The following is a 19,542-nucleotide window of genomic DNA, read 5'->3' as shown; positions in this document are numbered from 1 at the left end:
ACCTTAACTGCGGGCAGCCGGTGCGACGAGGGAGACGACTATGTACATCGCGGTCACCGGGGGCATCGGCTACCTGGGCGCGCACACGGTTCGCGCGTTACTCGAAGCGCAGCACCGGATCAGGCTGCTGGTGCTGCCGCAGGAGCAGGACGCCCCGGTCATCGGGCGGCTGCGCGCGCTGGGCGAGGTCGACGTCGTCGTCGGCGACGTCCGCGCCGAGTCGACCGTGACCGCACTGCTGACCGGTGTGGACGCGGTCGTGCACGCCGCGGGCGTGGTTGGCACCGACGAACGCCGCGCACAGCTGATGTGGGACATCAATGCCTATGCGACAGAACACGTGCTGACGCGCGCGGTCGAGCTTGGCCTGGACCCGGTGGTCTCGGTGAGCAGCTACAGCGCGCTGTTCCCGCCGCCGGACGGTGTCATCTCGGCGGACTCGCCGACCTCCGACGGCCGCAGCACCTATGCCAAGACCAAGGGGTACGCCGATCGGGTGGCCCGCCGCCTGCAGGGCGCGGGTGCCCCCGTCGTGGTGACCTATCCGTCCAGCGTCGTCGGCGCGGCGTTCGGCACCGCGGTGGGAGTCACCGAGCGCGGATGGGCGCCGATCGTGCGGGCCCGCATCGCCCCGAAGGTGCGGGCGGGCATGCAGATGATCGACGTCCGCGACGTGGCCGACGTCCACACCCGGCTGATGCGCCCCGGACGCGGGCCGCACCGGTATGTCTGTGGCGGGGTGATGCTGACCTTCGACCAGATGATCGACGCATTGGAGGCGGGGCTGGGCCTGGCCGGTGCGGCGAATCCCCCTGTCGCCGAAGGTGCTGCTGGCAACGGGGCGGCTCTCCGATGCGCTCGGGCGCTTCGTGCCGCTCGGTGACGGGCTCAGCTACGAGGCGGCCCTGCTGCTCACCGCGGCCACGCCGACCGACGATCGCGCCACCACCGAGGATCTGGGCCTGACCTGGCGCTCGCCTCGCGAGGCCATCATCGAATCGTTCGGGCGGTCAACCGGTGTGCCGGGACGCTACGGCGCCGGCCAGCAGTAGGGCGATCCGGGTCTGCAGTGTCCCATCGTCGGTCAGCCGCGGTACCGCCGGAGGTAACCGACGATCCGGCGGAGCGGGTACGGGCGCGGCCAGTCGTCCGCGCGGAACAGCGCGTCCGTGCCCCCGTCGATGAAGATCACGCTGCCGCAGGAGAAGTCGGCGGCATCGGAGAGCATGAAACACATCCACCGGGCCAACAGGTCGGGGTCGCCGTATCCGCCGAGGGGCACCGGGAATCGCTCGACGAGCTTGGCCTGGCGGTTGTCGTCCAGTTGCTCCTGCAGCAGCGGCGTCATCACCGCGCCCGGGGCCACTACGTTGAGCCTGATCCCGGCTCCGGCCCACTCCGGGAGGACCGCGGTGCGCCTGGCCCAACGGGTGACCGCGATCTTGGAGGCCGCGTACACCATCGCGGCCCGGCCGGGGCCGTGGAAACGCGTGGCGCGCAGGGCGCGGTCGACGTCGCCGGCCAGCAGTGCGCGCACCGCCCGGCGCGGCACCCCCGGCGTGACGGTCGTCGAGTTGCTCCCTACCACAACAACTTTGGCGTTGCGTGCCACGGCGAGCGCCGGCCGCCAGCGCTGCAGCAGGTCGACCACCCCGAGGTAGTTGACCGTGGCGATCAGCCGGGGTCGGTCGGCGCCTCTGCCCGGGCCGAGCCCGGCGGCAAGCAGCGCGCCGTCGAGGCGGCCCGCGCACGCGGTGAGCACCTGTTCGGCGGCGTGGCTGCGGCCGTCGGGCGTGGACAGGTCGGCCACCACGTCGGCTTCCTTGATGTCCACGGTGATGACCGTGTGCCCCTGCGCCCTCAACTGGGCCACCGCGGCGGCGCCCATCCCGGAGGCCGAGCCGGTGATCGCGTAGGTCCCCATGATGTGCCTTTCGCCTGCGTCGGTGTCGATTCCGCCGGTACCGGAACACTAGCCGACTCCGGTGTCACTCCTCGGGGGGCGGTTCCTCCGACGCGAGTGCACTCAGGAAGGACCGCGCCCACCGGTCGACGTCGTGGGCGAGCACCTGCCTGCGCAGCGCACGCATCCGGCGCCTGCCCTCCTCGGGCGTCTGGTTGAGCGCGGCCTCGATCGCATCCTTGACACCCTGGGTGTGGTGCGGGTTGCACAGGTACGCCTGGCGCAATTCTGCTGCGGCGCCGGTGAATTCGCTGAGCACCAGCGCACCGCCAAGGTCGCTGCGGCAGGCCACGTACTCCTTGGCGACGAGGTTCATGCCGTCGCGCAGCGGCGTGACGAGCATGACGTCGGCGGCGACGAAGAACGCGACGAGATCCTCGCGCGGTATCGGCCGGTGCAGGTAGTGCACCACCGGGTGGCCCACCTCGCCGTACTCGCCGTTGATGTGGCCGACCTGGCGCTCGATGTCCTCCCGCATGGCGATGTAGCTCTCCACCCGCTCGCGGCTGGGTGTCGCCAGCTGCACCAGCACGGTGTCCTCGCGGTTGACCCGCCCATCCTCGAGAAGCTCGGAGAACGCGTTGAGGCGGACGTCGATGCCCTTGGTGTAGTCCAGTCGGTCCACACCGAGCAGGATCTTGCGCGGGTTGCCCAGCTCGGCGCGGATCGCCTTGGCCCGCTGCCGGATCGCGCGACTGCGTGCCTGCTGGTCGAGGTCGGCGGAGTCGATGGAGATCGGGAAGGCGCCCACCTTGACGGTGCGGAAGCCGACCTGGACCTCACCGAACCGGGAGCGCACGCCGACACTGGCACGAGACGCGGGCGCCCCCACCAGCCTTCGGGCCAGGATCAGGAAGTTCTGGGCGCCGCCGGGCAGATGGAAGCCGACCAGGTCGGCGCCGAGCAGGCCGTCGATGATCTCCGAGCGCCACGGCAGCTGCATGAACAGCTCGACCGGCGGGAACGGGATGTGCAGGAAGAACCCGATGGTCAGGTCCGGCCGCAACATCCGCAGCATCTTGGGCACCAGCTGAAGCTGATAGTCCTGCACCCACACGGTCGCGCCCTCGGCCGCGGTCTGCGCGGCGGCCTCGGCGAAGCGCCGGTTGACCTCGACGTACCGATCCCACCACTGCCGGTGGTAGATCGGCTTGACGATCACGTCGTGATACAGCGGCCACAGCGTGCCGTTGGAGAAACCCTCGTAGTACAGCGCGACGTCCTCGGCGCTGAGCCGGACCGGGACCAGCGTCATCCCGTCCTGTTCGATCGGCTCGGTGGTCGCGTCGGGATCGTCGGCGTCCTCGGGAACGCCGGGCCAGCCGATCCACGCGCCCTGTCGGCGCCGCAGCAGCGGCTCCAGTGCGGTCACCAGGCCGCCCGGGCTGCGCTTGAATTCCGTGGTGCCGTCGGGAAGCCGCACCATGTCGATGGGCAACCGGTTGGCGACCACGACGAAATCCGCCGACGCAGAGGGCGGCACCGTGGACGCCGAGCCGGAGCGGACCTCGGGACCGCTCGCCGGGCCCATCAGGCGTCGGCGAGCTTCGCCGGTCCGATGCCGAGCATCGAGAGGAAGACGCGGCACTCGTCGGCGTCGGTCGCGTAGGCGGCGACCACGCGACGCGCCTGACGCTCGGTGACATCGGCGATGGGTTCGACGTCGCCGATCTCGGCGGGATCAGGTTTCGCAGGCATGACACAACTGTAGCCAACTGTGGGGTAGGCGCCGGGGTGCTGTACTCGGGCATGACACTTCGGCCGTAATGTGTCACGCGTGGGTGATCAGGAGCAGGTGACATACGAGACTCTCGACGAGGGTCGCATCGCGCGGATCTGGCTGAACCGGCCGGAGGCGCAGAACGCGCAGTCCCGGACGCTGCTGGTGGCGCTCGACGAGGCGTTCGGCCGGGCCGAGGCCGACGACGTGGTGCGGGTGGTCATCCTCGCCGCACGGGGGAGGAACTTCTCGGCCGGACACGACCTCGGCTCCGAGGAGGCGCTGGCCGAACGGGCGCCCGGACCAGGTCAGCACCCGACGTTCACGTGCAACGGCGCCACCCGCGACGCCGTCAGTGAGCGGACCTATTTGCAGGAATGGCACTACTTCTTCAACAACACCAGCCGCTGGCGCGATCTGCGCAAGATCACCATCGCCCAGGTCCAGGGCAACGCGATCTCGGCCGGTCTGATGCTGATCTGGGCCTGCGACCTGATCGTCGCGTCGGACGACGCGAAGTTCAGCGACGTGGTCGCGGTCCGGATGGGCATGCCCGGCGTCGAGTACTACGCGCACCCGTGGGAGTTCGGCGCGCGCAAGGCCAAGGAACTGCTGCTGACCGGCGACGCGATCGATGCCGACGAGGCGCACCGGCTCGGCATGGTGTCGAAGGTGTTCCCGCGCGCCGAACTGGAGGACAAGACCCTCGAGTTCGCGCGGCGGATCGCCGAGCGGCCCACCATGGCGGCCCTGCTGGTCAAGGATTCGGTGAACGCGGCCAGCGACGCGATGGGCTTCGCCGAGGCGCTGCGGCACGCGTTCCACATCCACGAGCTCGGCCATGCGCACTGGGCGGCCCACAACGAGAACCGCTTCCCGGTCGGTCTTCCGCCGGAGGTACCGGACTGGCGCACGCTGGGCGCGCCGAAACTGTCCCGCCGTGACGAGCCGTGACGTATAACTGAAACCTGTTTTAGTTAGCCGGGCTTGGGACTCGAAGGGACTTCAATGCTGCTCTCGTTGACCGATCGCACATACCTGGTCACCGGGGGTGGCAGCGGGATCGGCAAGGGCGTGGCCGCCGCGGTCGTCGCCTCCGGCGGCAACGTGGTGCTGGCCGGCCGCAACGCCGACAAGCTGGACGGTGCCGCCCAGGAGATCCGGGAGATCGCGGCGAAGAACGGCGACGGGGCCGGCCAGGTGATCTACGAGCCTGCCGACGTGACCGACGAGGACCAGGCGGCCCGCTTGGTGGAGGCCGCCACCGCGTGGCACGGGCGGCTGGACGGCGTGGTACACAGTGCGGGTGGGTCCGAGACCATCGGCCCGCTGACCCAGATCGATTCCGCCGCATGGCGCAACACGGTCGACCTGAACGTCAACGGCACCATGTATGTCCTCAAGCACGCCGCACGGGAGATGGTCCGCGGCGGCGGGGGCTCGTTCATCGGCATCTCGTCGATCGCGTCGAGCAACACGCACCGCTGGTTCGGCGCCTACGGGCCGAGCAAGGCCGCGCTCGACCACCTGATGATGGTGGCGGCCGACGAGCTCGGGCCGTCGTGGGTGCGGGTCAACGGGATCCGCCCGGGGCTGACGCGCACCGACATGGTCGCCCCGATCATGGAGTCGCCGGCGATCAGCGAGGACTACCGCGCCTGCACACCGCTGCCCCGCGTCGGCGAGGTCGAGGACGTCGCCAACCTGGCGGTGTTCCTGCTCAGCGACGCGGCGAGTTTCATCACCGGGCAAGTGATCAACGTCGACGGCGGCCACGGGCTGCGGCGCGGCCCTGACCTGTCCGGGATGCTGGAGCCGCTGTTCGGTGCCGACGGCCTGCGGGGCGTCGTCTCCAACTAGCGCCGAAACTGCATTCCACGCGGACTGCGGGCGCCCACGGCCGCGTGGAATGCAATCTCGGCGGGGTCAGTGGCCCGGTTTGGGGCCGCCGGCCTCCCACGCGGCCAGCGCCCCCAGCGCCGACCAGTCCAGGTCGCGGCCGCCGCCGGCCAGCAGCGCCAGAAACCGGTCGCGGATCAGGCTGGCGACCGGCATCGGCACTTGCAGCTGTTCGCCGGCGGCCAGCACCAGTCGGACGTCCTTGAGGCCGAGATGGGCGGCGAAACCGGCGGGCTCGAACTCGCCGCCGGCGAGCAGTCCGCCGTAGGTCCGGTACGCGGGAGCGCCGAACAATGTGGACGTCAGCAGCTCCAGATACTCCGTCTTGTCGACGCCGGCCTTGCCGACCAGCGCCATCGCCTCGCCGAGCGATTCGATCACCGATGCGATCAGGAAATTGCCGGACAGCTTCACCAGGTTGGCGGTGTGCGGGTCCTCGCCCAGGACGAAGGTGCGCTGCCCGATCGCGTCGAAGACCGATTGCAGGCCGGCCACGGCCGGGCCCGGGCCCGCGGCCACCACGAACAGCTTGGCCGCGGCGGCGGCCTCCGGCCTGCCGAACACCGGTGCGGACACGAACACCTGCCCGGCCTCGGCGTGCGCGGCCGTCAGCCGCTCGGCCAGCGCGACGCTGATCGTGCTGGAGGACACGTGGGTGGCGCCGTCCGGCAGTGACGCGAGGATGCCGTCGTCACCGAAGGTCACCGCGTCCACGGCGGTGTCGTCGGCCAGCATCGAGATCACGACGTCGGCCGCACAGGCCGCGGCGACCGTCGGTGCGGCGGTGGCGCCGCGGTGGGCCAGCGCGGTGACCTTGGCCGGCGACCTGTTGTATGCGATGACCTCGTGACCGGCGGTCAACAGATTGGCGGCCATGCCCGAGCCCATGTTGCCCAGCCCGATGAATCCGATCCTCATACCGACACCCTGCGCCGGAATCGCGCTCCGCGCAAAGCCTCGGCCGGATTTGTGCGGGCAGTCCCGGCGTGGGTGTCAGCCGGTGGTCTCGGCGGCGAGCTTCACGGCGTTGACGATGCCCTGGTAACCGGTGCACCGGCAGAAGTTGCCGGACAGCCCCTCGCGGATCTCCTCCTCGCTGGGCGTCGGGTTGTCCCGCAGCAGTGCGGTGATGCTGGTGACGAATCCCGGTGTGCAGAAGCCGCATTGCAGGCCGTGGCATTCGCGCATCGCGGCCTGCACCGGGGACAGCGCACCGTCCTCGCCGGCGATGCCCTCGACCGTGGTGACCTCCTGGCCGTCGACCTGCACGGCGAAGACGAGGCACGACCGTACGGCCTGGCCGTCGAGCAGTACCGTGCAGGCGCCGCACGCGCCGTGCTCACAACCCAGGTGGGTGCCGGTCAGGCCGCACTTGTCCCGCAGGTAGTCGGCGAGCGTCAGTCGCGGTTCGACCGTCCCGGCGTAGCGCCTGCCGTTGACCGAGACCTCGACGGGGTGTTCATGCATTGACGGCCTCCCTCGTTTCCAGCGCAGCGGCGGTTGCCTGTGACCATGCCCGCGCGGCCATGGTGGCGCCGACCTTGGTGCGGTACGCCGCGGTGCCCTGCAGGTCCGCCGGTACGTCTGTGAGCGCGGAGACGGCCAGGCGCCCGAACTCCTCGGCGGTGATGTCGGTGACCGGACGGCCGACGACCGCCTCTTCGGCCGGGGTGCCCCGCTCCGGCGTGGAGCCCAGCCCGAGCAGCCCGATGCCGCAGCGCGTCACCCTGTCCTGGTCGTCGAGCTCGATGGCCACGGTTGCGCCCGCGATCGCGAAATCGCCGTGCCTGCGGGCGAACTCCTGAACGGCGAAGCCGCAGTGTCCCGACCACACCGGGAACGCGACCGCGGTCAGGATCTCGTCTGGGGCCAGCGCGGTCTCCCACAGGCCGGTGAAGAACTCGGCCGCCGGGATGCGGCGGCTGCCACGCGCCGAGGTCGCCTCGATCTCGGCGTCGAGCGCCAACGCGACCGCCGCGTACTCGGCTGCCGGATCGGCGTGGGCGATCGCCCCGCCGAGGGTGCCGCGGGTGCGGATCTGAAAGTGCCCGATATGCGGGGTGGACAGCGTCAGCAGCGGAACCGACTCGGCCACTTCGTCATCCATGCCGACGAAGGCGTGCGGGGTGCCCGCTCCGATCCACACCGACGGTTCCGGGTCGTTGCGGAGCTCGATGTTGCGCAACTGCTCGATCCTGGAGATGTCGATCAGGTGCTCGAAGTGGGTGAGTCGCATCGCGAGCATCGGCACCAGGCTCTGTCCACCGGCGAGGATCTTCGCGTCGTCACCGAGTTCGCCGAGCATTGACACCGCATCGGCCACGGTGTCGGGGCGGTGATAGTCGAACGGGGCTGCCTTCATGAGTCCGCCGTCACCCCAGCAGCCGGGCGAGCGCGGCCTGCAGGTCCTCGGCCAGCACCGTCGTGGCCGGGACGCGGCGCCTGCGCCGGCCGATCAGGAAACCGATGGCCCCCGCAGCCACCGCGGCGCCGATCGCCGGCGCGAACCGCTTGGCCATCGGCACCGCGACCACCTTGAGCAGGTCGACGGAATCTCCGCTGGGTTGCGCGGCGGCTGCCGCCGTCTCGGCCGTCGGCGCCGTCGTGGTGCCCGGGGCCGCGCTGCCCAGGAGTTCGCCCTCCAGGCTGCGGGCGAACTGGGCGATCAGGTTGCCGGAGACGTCGGCGAGCACGCCGCGGCCGAACTGCGCCGCCTTGCCCGAGATCGCCAGGTCGGTGGTGATGCCCACGTACGTCGAATCGCCCTCGTCCTTGAGCTGGGCGGTGACGGTCGCCGCGGCGGTGCCGCTGCCGCGGGTCTCCTTGCCCTCGGCGCGCAGCACGATTCTGCGCGCCGCCGCGTCCTTCTCCTGATAGGACGCAACACCCTTGTAGGACACCGTGATCGGGCCGACCTTGACTTTCACGGCGCCGTGGAAGGTGTCGCCGTCGACGGACAGCAGGGTCGCCCCCGGAAGACACGGTGCGACCCGTTCGACGTCGGTGAAGACGTCCCAGACCTTCGCGGGCGGGACCGCGACCCGGAATTCGTTGTTCAGTTCCACCGTCAGTGGTCCTTTCCTGCGCGCTCGATGAGCTCGACGATCGTGGCGGGGGTGGCCGGGAGTTGGGTGAGCGTCACGCCGAGTGGGGCCAGCGCGTCGTTGATCGCGTTGATGACCGCCGGCGGTGAGCCGATCGCCCCGCCTTCACCGGCGCCCTTGTACCCGCCGACGCCGGGTCCCGGAATCTCCACGTGCCCGAACTCGATCGGCGGCACCTCGGTCGCCGTCGGCAGCAGGTAGTCGACGAAGGTGGACGCCACCGGGTTGCCGGCCTCGTCATAGGCGAGCTGCTCCAGCAGCGCGCCGCCGATGCCCTGCACGGTGCCACCGGCGACCTGGCCCTCCACCACGTTCGGGTTGATCATCGGACCGACGTCTTCGCTGACGATGTAGCGGGTCAGAGTGACCTGGCCGGTTTCGACGTCAACCTCGCAGGTGCACACGTGAGTGGCGTTGGCCCAGTGGATCATCGCCTGCGAATTGAATCGCGCGGTGGCTTCGAGGGTGGGGGAGACGCCGCCCAGCTGGGCGGGGTCGTAGTACGAGCGGTAGGCGATGTCGGCGAAGCTCACACTCTTGTCGGGATCGCTGCGCACGGCGGCCCTGGAGTTCGCGAGCTCGATGTCGGAGCCCTCGACGCCGAGTATCTGCGCCGCGATCGCGATGATCTGCGCGCGCAGGATCGCTCCGGCCTCGTGGACCGCGCCGGCGGTCATCGGGGCGCTGCGGCTGCCCTGGGTGCCTGCGCCGTACGGGGTGACCGCGGTGTCGCCCTGGATGGTCGCCACGTCTTCGATGTTGGCGCCCAACGCATCTGCGGTCAGCTGTACCACGGTGGTCTCGATGCTGTTGCCGGCCGAGCCGCCGTTGACGTAGACGTTGATCTTGCCGGTGGACTCCATCCGGATCGTCGCGCCCTCGGTCGCGAGGTTCCCGGTCGCGGCCCCGGTGGGTTCGATGTAGGCCGAGAAGCCCAGCCCGAGGTAGCGGCCCTGGGCCAGCGCCTCGGCCTGCTCCTTGCGGAAGCCCTCGTGGTCGAGGATCTTCACGGCCTGTTCGAAGGTGTCGGCGGGCGCGCAGTTGTCGTAGGGCATGCCGTTGGCGTTGAAGAACGGCATCTCGTCGCCGCGCAGGATGTTGATCCGGCGCAACTCCACCGGGTCCATCCCGATCTTGCGGGCCGCGCAGTCGAGAAGCATTTCCCGGGTGAGGGTTTCGTACTGCCACGGTCCGCGGTAGGCGTGCAGGCCGGGGGTGTTGGAGAACACCGTCTTGTAGTTGAAGCTCGCCTTGGGCACCCGGTAGGGGCCGGGGAAGAACATGCCGATCGCTGCGGTGGTGAGCACCGGATACGGCGTCGGGTAGGAGCCGACGTCCTGGACGAAGTCGATGTCGGCGGCGAGGATCTTGCCGTCCTCGTCGAACGCCATCCGCACCTTGCCGTCGACGTGGCGGGACTGCCCGGCCGACATCAGGTTCTCGCGGCGGTCCTCGATCCACTTCAATGCCGAAGGCACTTTCCGCGCGGCCAGCAGGATGCACATGTCCTCGCGCATCGGCACGACCTTCTGGCCGAACGCCCCGCCGGTGTCGCGCATGATCACCCGGACGCCCTGGGCGGGGATCCCGAGCAGGCGCGCGGCGAAAGCGCGAAGTTCATGCGGTGTCTGGGTGGAGGCCCAGATCGTCAACTCGTCGGTCGTCGACGTCCACTCGACGACCATCCCGCGGGTCTCCATCGGCACCGGGACGTACATCTGCTGATAGATGTGTTCCTCGACCACGTGCGGGGCGGTCGCGAAGAGTTCCTCGTCCGGCGGCAGGCCGCCCATCCCGCCGGCGACGTTGTCGGGGTAGGCCTCGTGCACCACCGCGACCCCGGCCTCGGCGCCGCCGACGGCCTTGCGGAAGTCGACCACCGCGGGCAGTGGGTCGTAGTCGACCTCGACCAGGTCGACGGCGTCCTCGGCCAGGTACCGGCTGTCGGCGACCACGAGGGCGACCGGGTCACCGACGAACTTCACCTCGCCCTCGGCCAGCGGCGGGCGCGGAGTGTCGGGGACGTCCTTACCCGCGACCGCGTGCCAGGACTCCCGGACGTCCGGGTTCAGGTCCGCGGCCGTGAACACCGCGTGCACCCCGGGCAGCGCCAGCGCGGCCGACGCATCGATGCCGTTGATCCTGGCGTGGGCGAACGGGCTTCGGACGAAGCAGGCGTGCAGCATGCCGGGCCGGCTGATGTCATCGACGAAACGGCCGTGCCCGGTGAGCAGACGGCTGTCCTCCACGCGCGGAACGCGCTGGCCGGCGTAGCGCGCGGTGACGGCGTCGGCAGCGTTGACGGCGATGTCGGTCACGGTGGATCACACTCCTCGGGCTTGAAGAGCGACGTTATCGCATCGGAGAGCGACATTTCCACTGTTGGTGTCTCACGAGTGCGCGTCTCACGCCTCGTGGTGGATGCGCCCCTGGGTCTCGGTCAGCGGGCGACCACCGCCACCCCAGCGCCGGGCGATGATCTCCGCGGCGATCGAGACCGCGGTCTCCTCCGGCGTGCGAGCGCCCAGATCCAGCCCGATCGGGCTGGACAGCCGCGCCAACTCCGCGTCGGTCAGACCCGCCTCGCGTAGCCGGCCGAGGCGGTCGTCGTGGGTGCGGCGCGACCCCATCACGCCGATGTAGCCGACCTCGGGTAGCCGCAGCGCCACCTCGAGAGCGGGCACGTCGAACTTGGGGTCGTGGGTCAGCACGCAGATCGCGGTGCGCGCGTCGATCTCACCCGCCTCGGCTTGCGCGCGCAGATACCGGTCGGGCCAGTCGACGACCACCTCTTCGGCGGCGGGGAAGCGGGCCGCGGTCGCGAACACCGGCCTGGCGTCGCACACGGTCACCCGGTAACCCAGGAACGCCGCCTGGGTGGCCAGCGCGGACGCGAAATCGATGGCTCCGAAGACCAGCATCCGGGGGCGGGGAGCATGGCTGGAGACGAACACCTCCATGCCCGACTCCTGACGTTGACCGTCCGCGCCGTAGGACAGGGCCGCGGACCGTCCCGCCAGCAGCAGGCCGCGCGCATCGTCGGCCACCGCGTCGTCGGCCCGCGGGGAGCCCAGCGACCCCTGCCGCGAGTCGGGTCCCACGATCATCCGCAGCCCCACCCGCTGCGGGTCGGGGTGGGCGATCACCGTCGCCACGGCGACGGGGCGATGGGCGGCGATGTCGTCGGCGACCTGCTGCAACTGCGGAAACGTCTGCTGCGACACCGGTTCGGTGAAGATGTCGATGGTGCCGCCGCAGGTCAGGCCGACGGAGAAGGCGTCGTCGTCGCTGATCCCGTACCGCTGCAGCTGCGGGGTCCCGTCGGCCACCACCTCGTTGGCGGCGTCGTAGACGGCCGCCTCGACGCATCCGCCGGACACCGATCCGGCCACCGACCCGTCGGGGGCCACCACCATCGCCGCGCCGGGTGCGCGCGGTGCGGACCGGATCGTGCGCACCACCGTGGCCAGTCCGGCCGTCGCGCCGGACCGCCACACGGCCAGCAAGTCGTCGAGGACGTCGCGCACCAGCGCAGTGTATGCCTAGTGTGGGCGGATGAACGTTGTCACCCTGCGCTGCTTGATCATTGGCGCGCTGGCCGCAGTCGCCGCGGTGGGACCGTCCACGACCGGTGCGGCGTCACCGCCGCCGCCGGTGTCGGACGCCGCCCGCGCGGCCGGATTCGTCGACGTGCGCAGCGTGGTCCCGGATGCGGTGATCGACCTGCGCTACGCGACGCCGGACAACTTCGTCGGCGTGCCGCTGTACCCGGCGGGGGCCCGCTGCATGGTGCACGAGTCGCTGGCGCCTGGGCTGGCGGTCGCCGCGGATCTGTTGCGCTCCGGTGGTGAGCGGCTGGTGTTCTGGGACTGCTATCGGCCGCACGCGGTGCAGGTCCGGATGTTCGAGGTGGTGCCGGACCCGGCGTGGGTGGCGCGGCCGGGTCCGTACGCGCGCAGCCATGTGGCGGGCCGCTCGGTGGACGTGACCGTGGCCGGCGCCGACGGTCTGGTCGACATGGGCACCGATTTCGACGACTTCTCGCCGCGCAGTCCGGCGTTCGCCACTGACGGGGTCAGCGCCGCCGCGCAGGCCAACCGGGCCCGGTTGCGCGACGCGATGACTGCGGGCGGCTTCACCGTCTACGACGGCGAGTGGTGGCATTTCGACGGGCCCGGCGCGGCGGTGGGACGCCCGATTCTCGATGTGCCGATCGTTTAGGTGCTTCGATGGGCGCATGCGCGGAGTCGTCACCACAGCCAGGGCAATGGCTTTGGCCGTCGTTGTCGCGCTTGCCGTCACCGCGGGGACGGCGTGCAGCCGCGGTGAGCCGCCACCGGACTCGTTGATCGACGACGCCGGTTACCACGTGCGTGGCAGTGCGGTCTATTATCTGAACCCGTTTCCCGGCAAGGCCGTTCGGGTCGAGGGCGCGGAGGCCGACACGTTCGAGACGTTGGACCGCACCTATGCCCGCGACCGCGAGCACGTCTACGTCAACGGCCATCAGCTACCGGGCGCGCACGCCGAGACGTTCCGTCTGCTGGACCGTCCCGGCTTCTCCCGGGACCGCAACCGGGTGTACCGGCATGACGCCCCGATCAGCACCGACCCCGACAACTTCGAACTGCTGGCCGACGAACTGGCCCGGGACGGAAGCCGTGTGTACTGGCTCGATGGGGACGTGTTGTCCAGCGAACCAGCGCATTTCGTAATCATCTCCGACGAGGACGGCTATCTCTACGCCAAGGACGGCAGCGCTGTGTTCGTCAACGGCAACGTGATCGCTGGCGCGCGACCCGCGACGTTCCGGGTGCTGCAGGGCGCGTACTCCCGCGACGACCACGGCGCCTTCCACTTCGACCGGCCGATTCCCGGGGCCGACGTCGACACGTTCCGGGTGCTGCAGAGTCCGTACGCGACGGATGCGGCCCGGGTCTACTGGATGGGCGACGTCATCGCCGATGCCGACCCGGCCACGTTCGAGGTACTCAACGCCAACTTCGAATGTTCGGCCGACCGCAGCCGAGCGTTCTACCGGCAGACCGAGATCGCCGGTGCCGACCCTGCGACGTTCCCGGCCGGCCGCCCCGTCACCGGATGTTCGAGGACGACGATCTCGTTCGCGGAGTGAGGATCACAGCTTGGTCAGGTCGGTCTTCATCAGCATGATGTTGTAGTCCGACCACAGCGACAGGTTCCAGTAGAGGTCCGACCCGGTGCCCTGGGTCGACGGCGACCACGGGTGCAGCATCGGCGCGTAGATGCCGCCGCTCTGCTGTCCCATCAGCACCTTGGCGTCCGACCAGCCACCCTCCGGGGTGTCGGAGGTGCGCATCACGATGTTGTTGAACTGATCGCCGTAGAGCACCACGTACTTCTGCAGGTACTCGTTGTACTGCACCGACATCTCACTGACGGTATAGCCGGGTTTGGTGGACCCGCACGCTCCGCCGGACTTGCCGATGACCGCCGAGGCCGACGACGGGCTGTTCTTGACCCACTTGGCCGGCGAGCCGCCGAACCAGCCGGTCGAGGCGGCCTTGTAGTACTCGTACTTGCCCACGTTGAGGATGTCCTCGGGGGCCACGCGCGCCACATAGGCCGCGCCCTGACGGCCGTTCGGGGTGCCGTAGACGTAGACGTAGCCGTCGTTGCCCTTGACGAACGCCGACTGCTGGAAGTTGCGGTTGCCGCTCAAAAACGAGTTGTAGCGGACACTTTCGGGTGCGACCTTGAAGTTCTCACCGTTGTCGGTGGAGTACGCGATCGCCGAGTAGTTGGTGCTCCAGCGGCCGGCCTGACCCCAGTTCGACACCGACATGAAGCTGACGTACTGGATGGTGCCGAACGGGGTGTCCTCGGTGACCTCGGTGGGCAGCGAGACCCCGGCGGTGGGGATCAGCGTCACCGAATTCGGCAGCCAGGACGGACGATTGATGATCGGGCGCGCCTCGGTCGGGCCGGACAGTGGCGCACCGCCGAACATGTTGCCGTTGTACCACTCGCCGTCCGGGATCGTCATGCCGTCGGACAGGTCGCGGTCGGAGCTGCGGAACAGCGTGTTGTAGATCCACCGGCCGGTCATGCCCTTGGCGCCGAAGGTGTCGCCGACGGCGATCAGGATCTGGCGCTCGTCGAAGTCGGTGTTGGGATCGTCGACCATGCCGTTGTCCCACATGACCCCGACGTCGGTGCCGTGGACCCCGAACCGGGCCAGCGTATTGGCGAGTTCCTTGTTGCCGCCGTAGACCGTCGTGCCGGTCACCCAGCTGATGAACCGCGTCGACGCGCTCACCTGCGGGTTGAGCCAGGGTGAGTACGACGGAACCAGCGCGGCGGCAGCGGCCGCGTCGTCGGCCAGCGCGAGACTGGTCGGCGTCACCACGACACCCCGCGGGGCGTTGGTGGTGGAGCGCGCGGCGAACAGGTTGTCGAGTTCACGGCGCGCGAAGGACAACAGCGCCCACAGGAACGGCGGGGTGGGGGCGTCGCCCGGCTTGGCCTCGGCCTTCTGGCGGGCCCAGTCCAGCATGCTGTTGACCACGTTGACCACCGCGGTGATCAGGGTCGGCTTCTTCACGGCGGCTTGGTCCTGCTCGGTGGTCAGCAGCGCGGCCACCTTCGGGGAGATCGGCTTCGGGCCGGCCTCGGCCAGCTTGGTGGCGGAGGCGAACACCGCGACCTTCTTCGGATCCTGCGGCGGCACGCCCGGATCGTCCGGCGCGTCGGCGGACGTCTTGTCGGCCGCCTTCTGGTCCGTCGGCTTCTGGTCCTGCTCCTCGGCCTTCGTCCCGGTGGACGTCTCCGGCCGGGTGGCCGGGGTGGTCTTCGGCGGTGCCGGGACGGCCGCATCGTCCGGGTCGTCCGAAGTCGTATCGTCCGGGATCGTGTCGTCCTCGCCCGCGTCGACCGGTTCGGTGTCCACGGGTTTGGGGGCTTCCTCTGGCGCGGTTACCGGGTCGGCCTCGGATTCGGGCTCTTCCTCGGGCTCGGCGTCGGTGTCGTCCCCTGTCTCGGCGGGATCACCGGCCGGATCCTCCTCCGGGGCCGCGGCGGATTCGTCGTCCGGTTCGGACTCCTGCTGGGGCTCGGATTCGGTGCCGGTGGTGTCGGCCGTCCGGCCCGCAGCCCGCGAAGTCTCGGCGCGGTCGGTATCCGAGCTTGCCGACGTGGACGAACTCGTCGTCGAGGAATCGGTGTCGTCGGCCCAGGCCACCCCTTGGCCTGCAAAGACCGCAGTTCCGACGCCCAGCGCTACGGCCAGACCTCCCACCCGACCGACATACGCTGCGGAACCCATGAAACCCTTTCGGCAAAGCCTGAACAGTCCCCCGACGTGGCGTCCATTGAATCGCACTGACGGGAGCGTGGCGAGCAAAAGGTTATATCGTCACACTTCTCGTTTCGTTACTGTGACCGCGCCGTTCTCTGCCCCGAGGCTCGCGCGTCGGCTCGGGCAAACCCGGATTGCGCCTCAGTCCAGGTTTTCCAATGCCTTTTGGTACAAGCCGACCGCTTCGGCAATACCGTCGCCGAGCCACGCGTCGGCGACGCCGACCTGATCGGCGACGAGCTGCACCCGGGTTAGCCACAGCTCGAAGTCATGATCGCGACGAAGATCGTCGATCTGCGCCTTCGAACCCCGGATCAGGATGAAGCCACCGAGCTCGATGCTCTGCGGCTTCAGGACGACCCGGTCGAAGCCCTCGATCCGGTCCTGCTCGCGCAGACCGGCCAGGTAGCCCTCGGTCTCGATGAGCAGATCGAGCGCGTTGCGTTCCCGTCCACGCGCCGGCACACCCCATGCGACCCACAGTCCTGCTTCGGCCATGCGTCGACGCTACTGGACGACCGTCAGCCTGCGTCCGCGTCCCCGAGTCCGTCGGGAGCCTGGACAAGCAGGGACAACCCCTGGTGTGCGCCGAGCTCGAGAGCGAAGCTGTGCAGATCGTCGACGGTGGCCAGTGCTTTCCCGGAGAACATGTCCGACACCTCGCTGCCGGGCGGCAGCTTCAGCGAGCGCACCGTGCCTGCGACGTGCTCGTTGGCGAAGTTGAGCACCGTCAACTGGTACAGACCCTCGTCGGCGAGCTGATGCACCAGCACCAGCATGCCGCGGTGCGACACCTCGGGGATGTCGATCTGGCGGCTGGTGGCGATGCCGTAGTGGGAACGCACCTTCAGGATCGCCTGCAGCTGGCGCAGGAAACTGGTGTCGTCGGCCAGCTGGTCCGGGATGGAGCCGTAGAGGCTTCGGCCTCTGGGCATCCCCGCCGGGGACTGCGTCGCGGTCGGATTGACGCCCATCAGGTCGTGCGCGGCGCGGTGGATCCAGCGGGTGTCCCCGCCGCGCAGCAGCTCCGGGATCTGCGACGCCGGCAGCGTGAGCATGCCGCAGACATCCCAGCCCGACAGCGCGAACACCCCCGGCTGAAGCGCGTTGAACATCGCCAGCAGCAGGTGCGCCCGGCGGACCCGGTCGATCTGCTCCTCGTCGACGATGTCGTCCAGCGCGGTGACGCCGAGCGTCGCCGCGATCACCGTCGCGGTGGTGCACGCGATGCCGTTGGTGGTGAACACCAGGTTGTACGGGGCGTTGGGGCCGGTCAGCCGATCGCTGAGATCCCGGCGGACCGTCTCGCCCAGCACCTCCCCGGTGATCTCCTCGCCCTTGTAGGTGTAGAGGTCGTCGCGGTGCCCGTTCGACCAGTGCACCAGCTCGTAGGTGAGTTCGTCGTGGTTCTGCAGCGCGTGCACCAGCGACGCCGGGTCGACGCCGTGCTCGAGCGTGGTGCGCATAGTCAGGCGCAGGAACTCGGTGTCGGCGGTGGCCAGTGCGTGGTGTGCCGCGGGTCGGGTGATGAAGTCGTAGGACAGGTCCGCGCCCGCCTCACCGATCTCCCGGATGTCGTCGATGGTGAGGTTCAGCTCCTGGAAGGTGAACCCGCCGACCTTGCGCACCATGCTCGCGATCAGATGGTTGGCCGCCTCCGAGAGCGGATGCCCCTCCGACCAGGCTGCGCTCTCCTCAGCGGCGGTCTTCTCCGCACCGAGGAAACCGTTGGCGTCCAGGCGAAGTCCGCCGGTGCCCAGGTCGGTCAGCGAGTGCAGCGCGTCACCGATGACCAGCCGCATCCCTGCGAACGACGGGTCGAGCCAGTTGATGGACGGCTGACCGTCCTTGAAGTAGTGCAGGTACACCCAGCGGCGTTCGACACCGTCGATGCCGACGACCGGCCGGGTGACGCTCCAGTTGGTCTCCTTGATGCCCTCTGCGTAGAAGATCACGCGCTGCAGCCGGCCGATGATGTAGCCGGCCTTGTCCAGCCACTCCTCGGTCGCGGGGTCGATGTTCACCGAGTCCGCGCCGGGCGGCACCTCCGGCAGGTGCTCCCAGTCCCGCGGATCGACCTCGACCATGTGGTAGATGCCGGGGTAGTCGGCGTACTTCATCTCGGCGAGCCGGAAGTCGGCGCCCTTACCGGTGTGGCCCGGCACGATGTCGTCGATGATCGTGCCGCCGTACCAGTTGGCGGTGCCGCACATCTGACGGAACTCTTCCTCCGTGCCGAACGCGGGGTCGATCTCCGTGCTGATCCGGTCGAAGTGACCGTCCACGCTGGGGGTCAGGTCCCAACCGGAGATCCCGCCCGCCCGCTTGACCGGTCCGGTGTGCACAGCCTCGATCCCGATATCGGCGAACGCCTTCCACATGTCCGGGTCGGCCATCGCCTTCAGGAACGACTCGTTGGACCGGGTGATCAGCGACAACGGGTAGGCGGTGAACCACACCGAGGCCGTCTCGACCGCGCCGCGCGGGCTGGGCGTGGCATACGGGTTCTGCCACATCGAGCCCTGGCCGGAGAACTGCTGGCTGATCTGGTTGGCGTCGGCCAGCATCGACTGGCTGATCAGCCACGACACATAGGCCGGGTTGTCGCCGGTCGGGGAGCCGTCGCGGGCCAGCGAGCGGCGGGTGAACGGCTGACGCACACGCGGCCGGAACCTCAGCGACCGCGGCCGGGCGGGGTGCAGGTGTTCGTCGAAATTCAGCTCGGGCGTCTCTGGAGAATCACTGCCCTGGTCTTCGGGTTCCGACTCCACGGCTTGGGACAAGGTTCCGCCTTCGCAAGGTTGATTTTCGTACGACCGCTACCGAGTATTGCCGGGTCCGGGCCATGTTGAAACTGCAGCGAAGGTTTTGGCGAGCCCCCTGTCAGGATTGAACTGACGACCTACGCTTTACAAGAGCGTTGCTCTACCACTGAGCTAAGGAGGCATGTCCCGCGGGGACGTGCCAGATCTTATCGGCTTCGCCGCCGGCTTCGATAATCCTCTGCGACGATCCCGCCGCGTCGTCAGCCATGCGGAATGCCCCCTGAGTCGTCGGTGCTCGCGGCTAGCGTCGAGGTGTGCCGACGACATGCCTGGGGTGTGGTGGTGAGATCCAGGGCCAACGGCGGAAGGTGTTCTGCACCAATACGTGCCAACAGGCACACCGACGGCGCTTGTTGTTGGAGGCCTGGCTCGCGACCGGCGTGTGCGGTCGCACGTCCTACCAGGGCCATTACGTTCGGGATTACCTGCACGAGCAACAGGGTGGACGCTGTGCCGTCTGCGGCATCATCGATCGGTGGAACGGCGCGCCCCTGGCCTTGATCGTCGACCACATCGACGGAGATTCCGGCAATGACCGTCGGGAGAATCTGCGACTCATCTGTCCCAACTGCGACAGCCAGCTGCCGACCTACAAGGCGCGGAACCGGGGTAGCGGGCGCTACTACCGCCGCCGGCGATACGCCGGCGGTCTGTCGTATTGAAGGTCCGGCGGCCTCGCCGACGCGTCACCGCGC

The 19,542-nt window shown here is 69.3% G+C and carries 17 protein-coding genes, 1 tRNA gene and 1 pseudogene; 6 read left to right on the top strand and 13 right to left on the bottom strand.

Translation table 11 applies throughout. The annotated features are described in order from the left end of the window. Positions 1-40 precede the first annotated feature (40 nt). Positions 41-1,052, top strand: a pseudogene (locus C6A87_RS24430) (NAD-dependent epimerase/dehydratase family protein). Between the two features lie 32 nt (positions 1,053-1,084). Here the strand turns inward: C6A87_RS24430 and C6A87_RS24425 are convergent. The 3 genes from C6A87_RS24425 to C6A87_RS24415 all read right to left on the bottom strand — a co-directional run bounded on the left by C6A87_RS24425 (position 1,085) and on the right by C6A87_RS24415 (position 3,661). Next, positions 1,085-1,924 carry an SDR family oxidoreductase gene (locus tag C6A87_RS24425; RefSeq protein ID WP_311114601.1) on the bottom strand — a complete coding sequence of 280 codons (840 nt, stop codon included), beginning with the start codon at positions 1,922-1,924 and terminating at the stop codon, positions 1,085-1,087. A 64-nt stretch (positions 1,925-1,988) separates the two neighbouring features. Then, positions 1,989-3,494 (bottom strand): trehalose-6-phosphate synthase, encoded by a 1,506-nt coding sequence (locus tag C6A87_RS24420; protein ID WP_311114600.1) that lies wholly within the window; start codon positions 3,492-3,494, stop codon positions 1,989-1,991. Next, the gene (locus tag C6A87_RS24415) at positions 3,494-3,661 is read right to left on the bottom strand and encodes a hypothetical protein (protein ID WP_003930502.1); all 168 of its coding nucleotides are present in this window, start codon (positions 3,659-3,661) and stop codon (positions 3,494-3,496) included. Before C6A87_RS24415 ends, C6A87_RS24420 begins: the two co-directional genes overlap by 1 nt. Positions 3,662-3,740: 79 nt before the next feature. Here C6A87_RS24415 and C6A87_RS24410 point away from each other — a divergent pair, with 79 nt between their 5' ends. Together C6A87_RS24410 and C6A87_RS24405 are read left to right on the top strand one after the other, a co-directional pair. Further along, positions 3,741-4,637 (top strand): enoyl-CoA hydratase, encoded by an 897-nt coding sequence (locus tag C6A87_RS24410; RefSeq protein ID WP_311114599.1) that lies wholly within the window; start codon positions 3,741-3,743, stop codon positions 4,635-4,637. 54 nt (positions 4,638-4,691) lie between these two features. Further along, on the top strand, positions 4,692-5,543 hold the full coding sequence (locus tag C6A87_RS24405) for an SDR family oxidoreductase (protein WP_311114598.1): 852 nt from the start codon (positions 4,692-4,694) through the stop codon (positions 5,541-5,543). A gap of 66 nt (positions 5,544-5,609) precedes the next feature. On the opposite strand, the gene C6A87_RS24400 is transcribed toward C6A87_RS24405, so the two are convergent. The 6 genes from C6A87_RS24400 to C6A87_RS24375 all read right to left on the bottom strand — a co-directional run bounded on the left by C6A87_RS24400 (position 5,610) and on the right by C6A87_RS24375 (position 12,213). Beyond that, positions 5,610-6,500, bottom strand: coding sequence for an NAD(P)-dependent oxidoreductase (locus C6A87_RS24400; protein WP_311114597.1), 891 nt, complete (start codon positions 6,498-6,500; stop codon positions 5,610-5,612). Positions 6,501-6,575: 75 nt separating this feature from the next. Beyond that, on the bottom strand, positions 6,576-7,049 hold the full coding sequence (locus tag C6A87_RS24395; RefSeq protein WP_311114596.1) for a 2Fe-2S iron-sulfur cluster-binding protein: 474 nt from the start codon (positions 7,047-7,049) through the stop codon (positions 6,576-6,578). Continuing rightward, a complete protein-coding gene (locus C6A87_RS24390; RefSeq protein ID WP_311114595.1) occupies positions 7,042-7,944 on the bottom strand; it encodes an FAD binding domain-containing protein in 903 nt (300 codons plus the stop codon). Before C6A87_RS24390 ends, C6A87_RS24395 begins: the two co-directional genes overlap by 8 nt. Before the next feature lie 10 nt (positions 7,945-7,954). Then, on the bottom strand, positions 7,955-8,647 hold the full coding sequence (locus C6A87_RS24385) for an SRPBCC family protein (RefSeq protein ID WP_311114594.1): 693 nt from the start codon (positions 8,645-8,647) through the stop codon (positions 7,955-7,957). A gap of 2 nt (positions 8,648-8,649) precedes the next feature. Beyond that, positions 8,650-11,004, bottom strand: a complete 2,355-nt coding sequence (locus tag C6A87_RS24380; protein WP_311114593.1) for a xanthine dehydrogenase family protein molybdopterin-binding subunit — start codon at positions 11,002-11,004, stop codon at positions 8,650-8,652. 87 nt (positions 11,005-11,091) lie between these two features. Continuing rightward, positions 11,092-12,213, bottom strand: a complete 1,122-nt coding sequence (locus C6A87_RS24375) for an XdhC/CoxI family protein (RefSeq protein ID WP_311114592.1) — start codon at positions 12,211-12,213, stop codon at positions 11,092-11,094. A gap of 28 nt (positions 12,214-12,241) precedes the next feature. Here C6A87_RS24375 and C6A87_RS24370 point away from each other — a divergent pair, with 28 nt between their 5' ends. Together C6A87_RS24370 and C6A87_RS24365 are read left to right on the top strand one after the other, a co-directional pair. Continuing rightward, the gene (locus C6A87_RS24370) at positions 12,242-12,907 is read left to right on the top strand and encodes a M15 family metallopeptidase (protein WP_311114591.1); all 666 of its coding nucleotides are present in this window, start codon (positions 12,242-12,244) and stop codon (positions 12,905-12,907) included. A gap of 46 nt (positions 12,908-12,953) precedes the next feature. Continuing rightward, positions 12,954-13,820 carry a DKNYY domain-containing protein gene (locus tag C6A87_RS24365; protein WP_311114590.1) on the top strand — a complete coding sequence of 289 codons (867 nt, stop codon included), beginning with the start codon at positions 12,954-12,956 and terminating at the stop codon, positions 13,818-13,820. Positions 13,821-13,823: 3 nt separating this feature from the next. Here C6A87_RS24365 and C6A87_RS24360 read toward each other — a convergent pair whose 3' ends face one another. The 4 genes from C6A87_RS24360 to C6A87_RS24345 form a co-directional block, all read right to left on the bottom strand. Continuing rightward, positions 13,824-15,989, bottom strand: coding sequence for a DUF4185 domain-containing protein (locus C6A87_RS24360; protein WP_311114589.1), 2,166 nt, complete (start codon positions 15,987-15,989; stop codon positions 13,824-13,826). Between the two features lie 174 nt (positions 15,990-16,163). Beyond that, positions 16,164-16,520 (bottom strand): hypothetical protein, encoded by a 357-nt coding sequence (locus C6A87_RS24355; protein ID WP_311114588.1) that lies wholly within the window; start codon positions 16,518-16,520, stop codon positions 16,164-16,166. 23 nt (positions 16,521-16,543) lie between these two features. Next, positions 16,544-18,805 (bottom strand): maltose alpha-D-glucosyltransferase, encoded by a 2,262-nt coding sequence (gene treS, locus C6A87_RS24350; RefSeq protein WP_311114587.1) that lies wholly within the window; start codon positions 18,803-18,805, stop codon positions 16,544-16,546. 91 nt (positions 18,806-18,896) lie between these two features. Beyond that, positions 18,897-18,968: transfer RNA gene (locus C6A87_RS24345), tRNA-Thr, on the bottom strand. Positions 18,969-19,101: 133 nt separating this feature from the next. Between C6A87_RS24345 and C6A87_RS24340 the strand changes: the two genes are divergently transcribed. Continuing rightward, on the top strand, positions 19,102-19,509 hold the full coding sequence (locus tag C6A87_RS24340) for an HNH endonuclease signature motif containing protein (RefSeq protein ID WP_311114586.1): 408 nt from the start codon (positions 19,102-19,104) through the stop codon (positions 19,507-19,509). Positions 19,510-19,542: the final 33 nt, after the last annotated feature.

This window comes from Mycobacterium sp. ITM-2016-00317, assembly GCF_002968295.1.
GTDB lineage: Bacteria > Actinomycetota > Actinomycetes > Mycobacteriales > Mycobacteriaceae > Mycobacterium.
This window is presented reverse-complemented; position numbering and strand designations above follow the sequence as displayed.

What these genes read in the sequence shown, in the direction of transcription:
- C6A87_RS24400 (WP_311114597.1), bottom strand. Translation starts at nt 6,500, where the DNA reads ATGAGGATCGGATTCATCGGGCTGGGCAACATGGGCTCGGGCATGGCC.
- C6A87_RS24365 (WP_311114590.1), top strand. Translation starts at nt 12,954, where the DNA reads ATGGCTTTGGCCGTCGTTGTCGCGCTTGCCGTCACCGCGGGGACGGCG.
- C6A87_RS24415 (WP_003930502.1), bottom strand. Translation starts at nt 3,661, where the DNA reads ATGCCTGCGAAACCTGATCCCGCCGAGATCGGCGACGTCGAACCCATC.
- C6A87_RS24370 (WP_311114591.1), top strand. Translation starts at nt 12,242, where the DNA reads ATGAACGTTGTCACCCTGCGCTGCTTGATCATTGGCGCGCTGGCCGCA.
- C6A87_RS24425 (WP_311114601.1), bottom strand. Translation starts at nt 1,924, where the DNA reads ATGGGGACCTACGCGATCACCGGCTCGGCCTCCGGGATGGGCGCCGCC.
- C6A87_RS24355 (WP_311114588.1), bottom strand. Translation starts at nt 16,520, where the DNA reads ATGGCCGAAGCAGGACTGTGGGTCGCATGGGGTGTGCCGGCGCGTGGA.
- C6A87_RS24405 (WP_311114598.1), top strand. Translation starts at nt 4,692, where the DNA reads ATGCTGCTCTCGTTGACCGATCGCACATACCTGGTCACCGGGGGTGGC.
- C6A87_RS24390 (WP_311114595.1), bottom strand. Translation starts at nt 7,944, where the DNA reads ATGAAGGCAGCCCCGTTCGACTATCACCGCCCCGACACCGTGGCCGAT.
- C6A87_RS24395 (WP_311114596.1), bottom strand. Translation starts at nt 7,049, where the DNA reads ATGCATGAACACCCCGTCGAGGTCTCGGTCAACGGCAGGCGCTACGCC.
- C6A87_RS24360 (WP_311114589.1), bottom strand. Translation starts at nt 15,989, where the DNA reads ATGGGTTCCGCAGCGTATGTCGGTCGGGTGGGAGGTCTGGCCGTAGCG.
- C6A87_RS24420 (WP_311114600.1), bottom strand. Translation starts at nt 3,494, where the DNA reads ATGGGCCCGGCGAGCGGTCCCGAGGTCCGCTCCGGCTCGGCGTCCACG.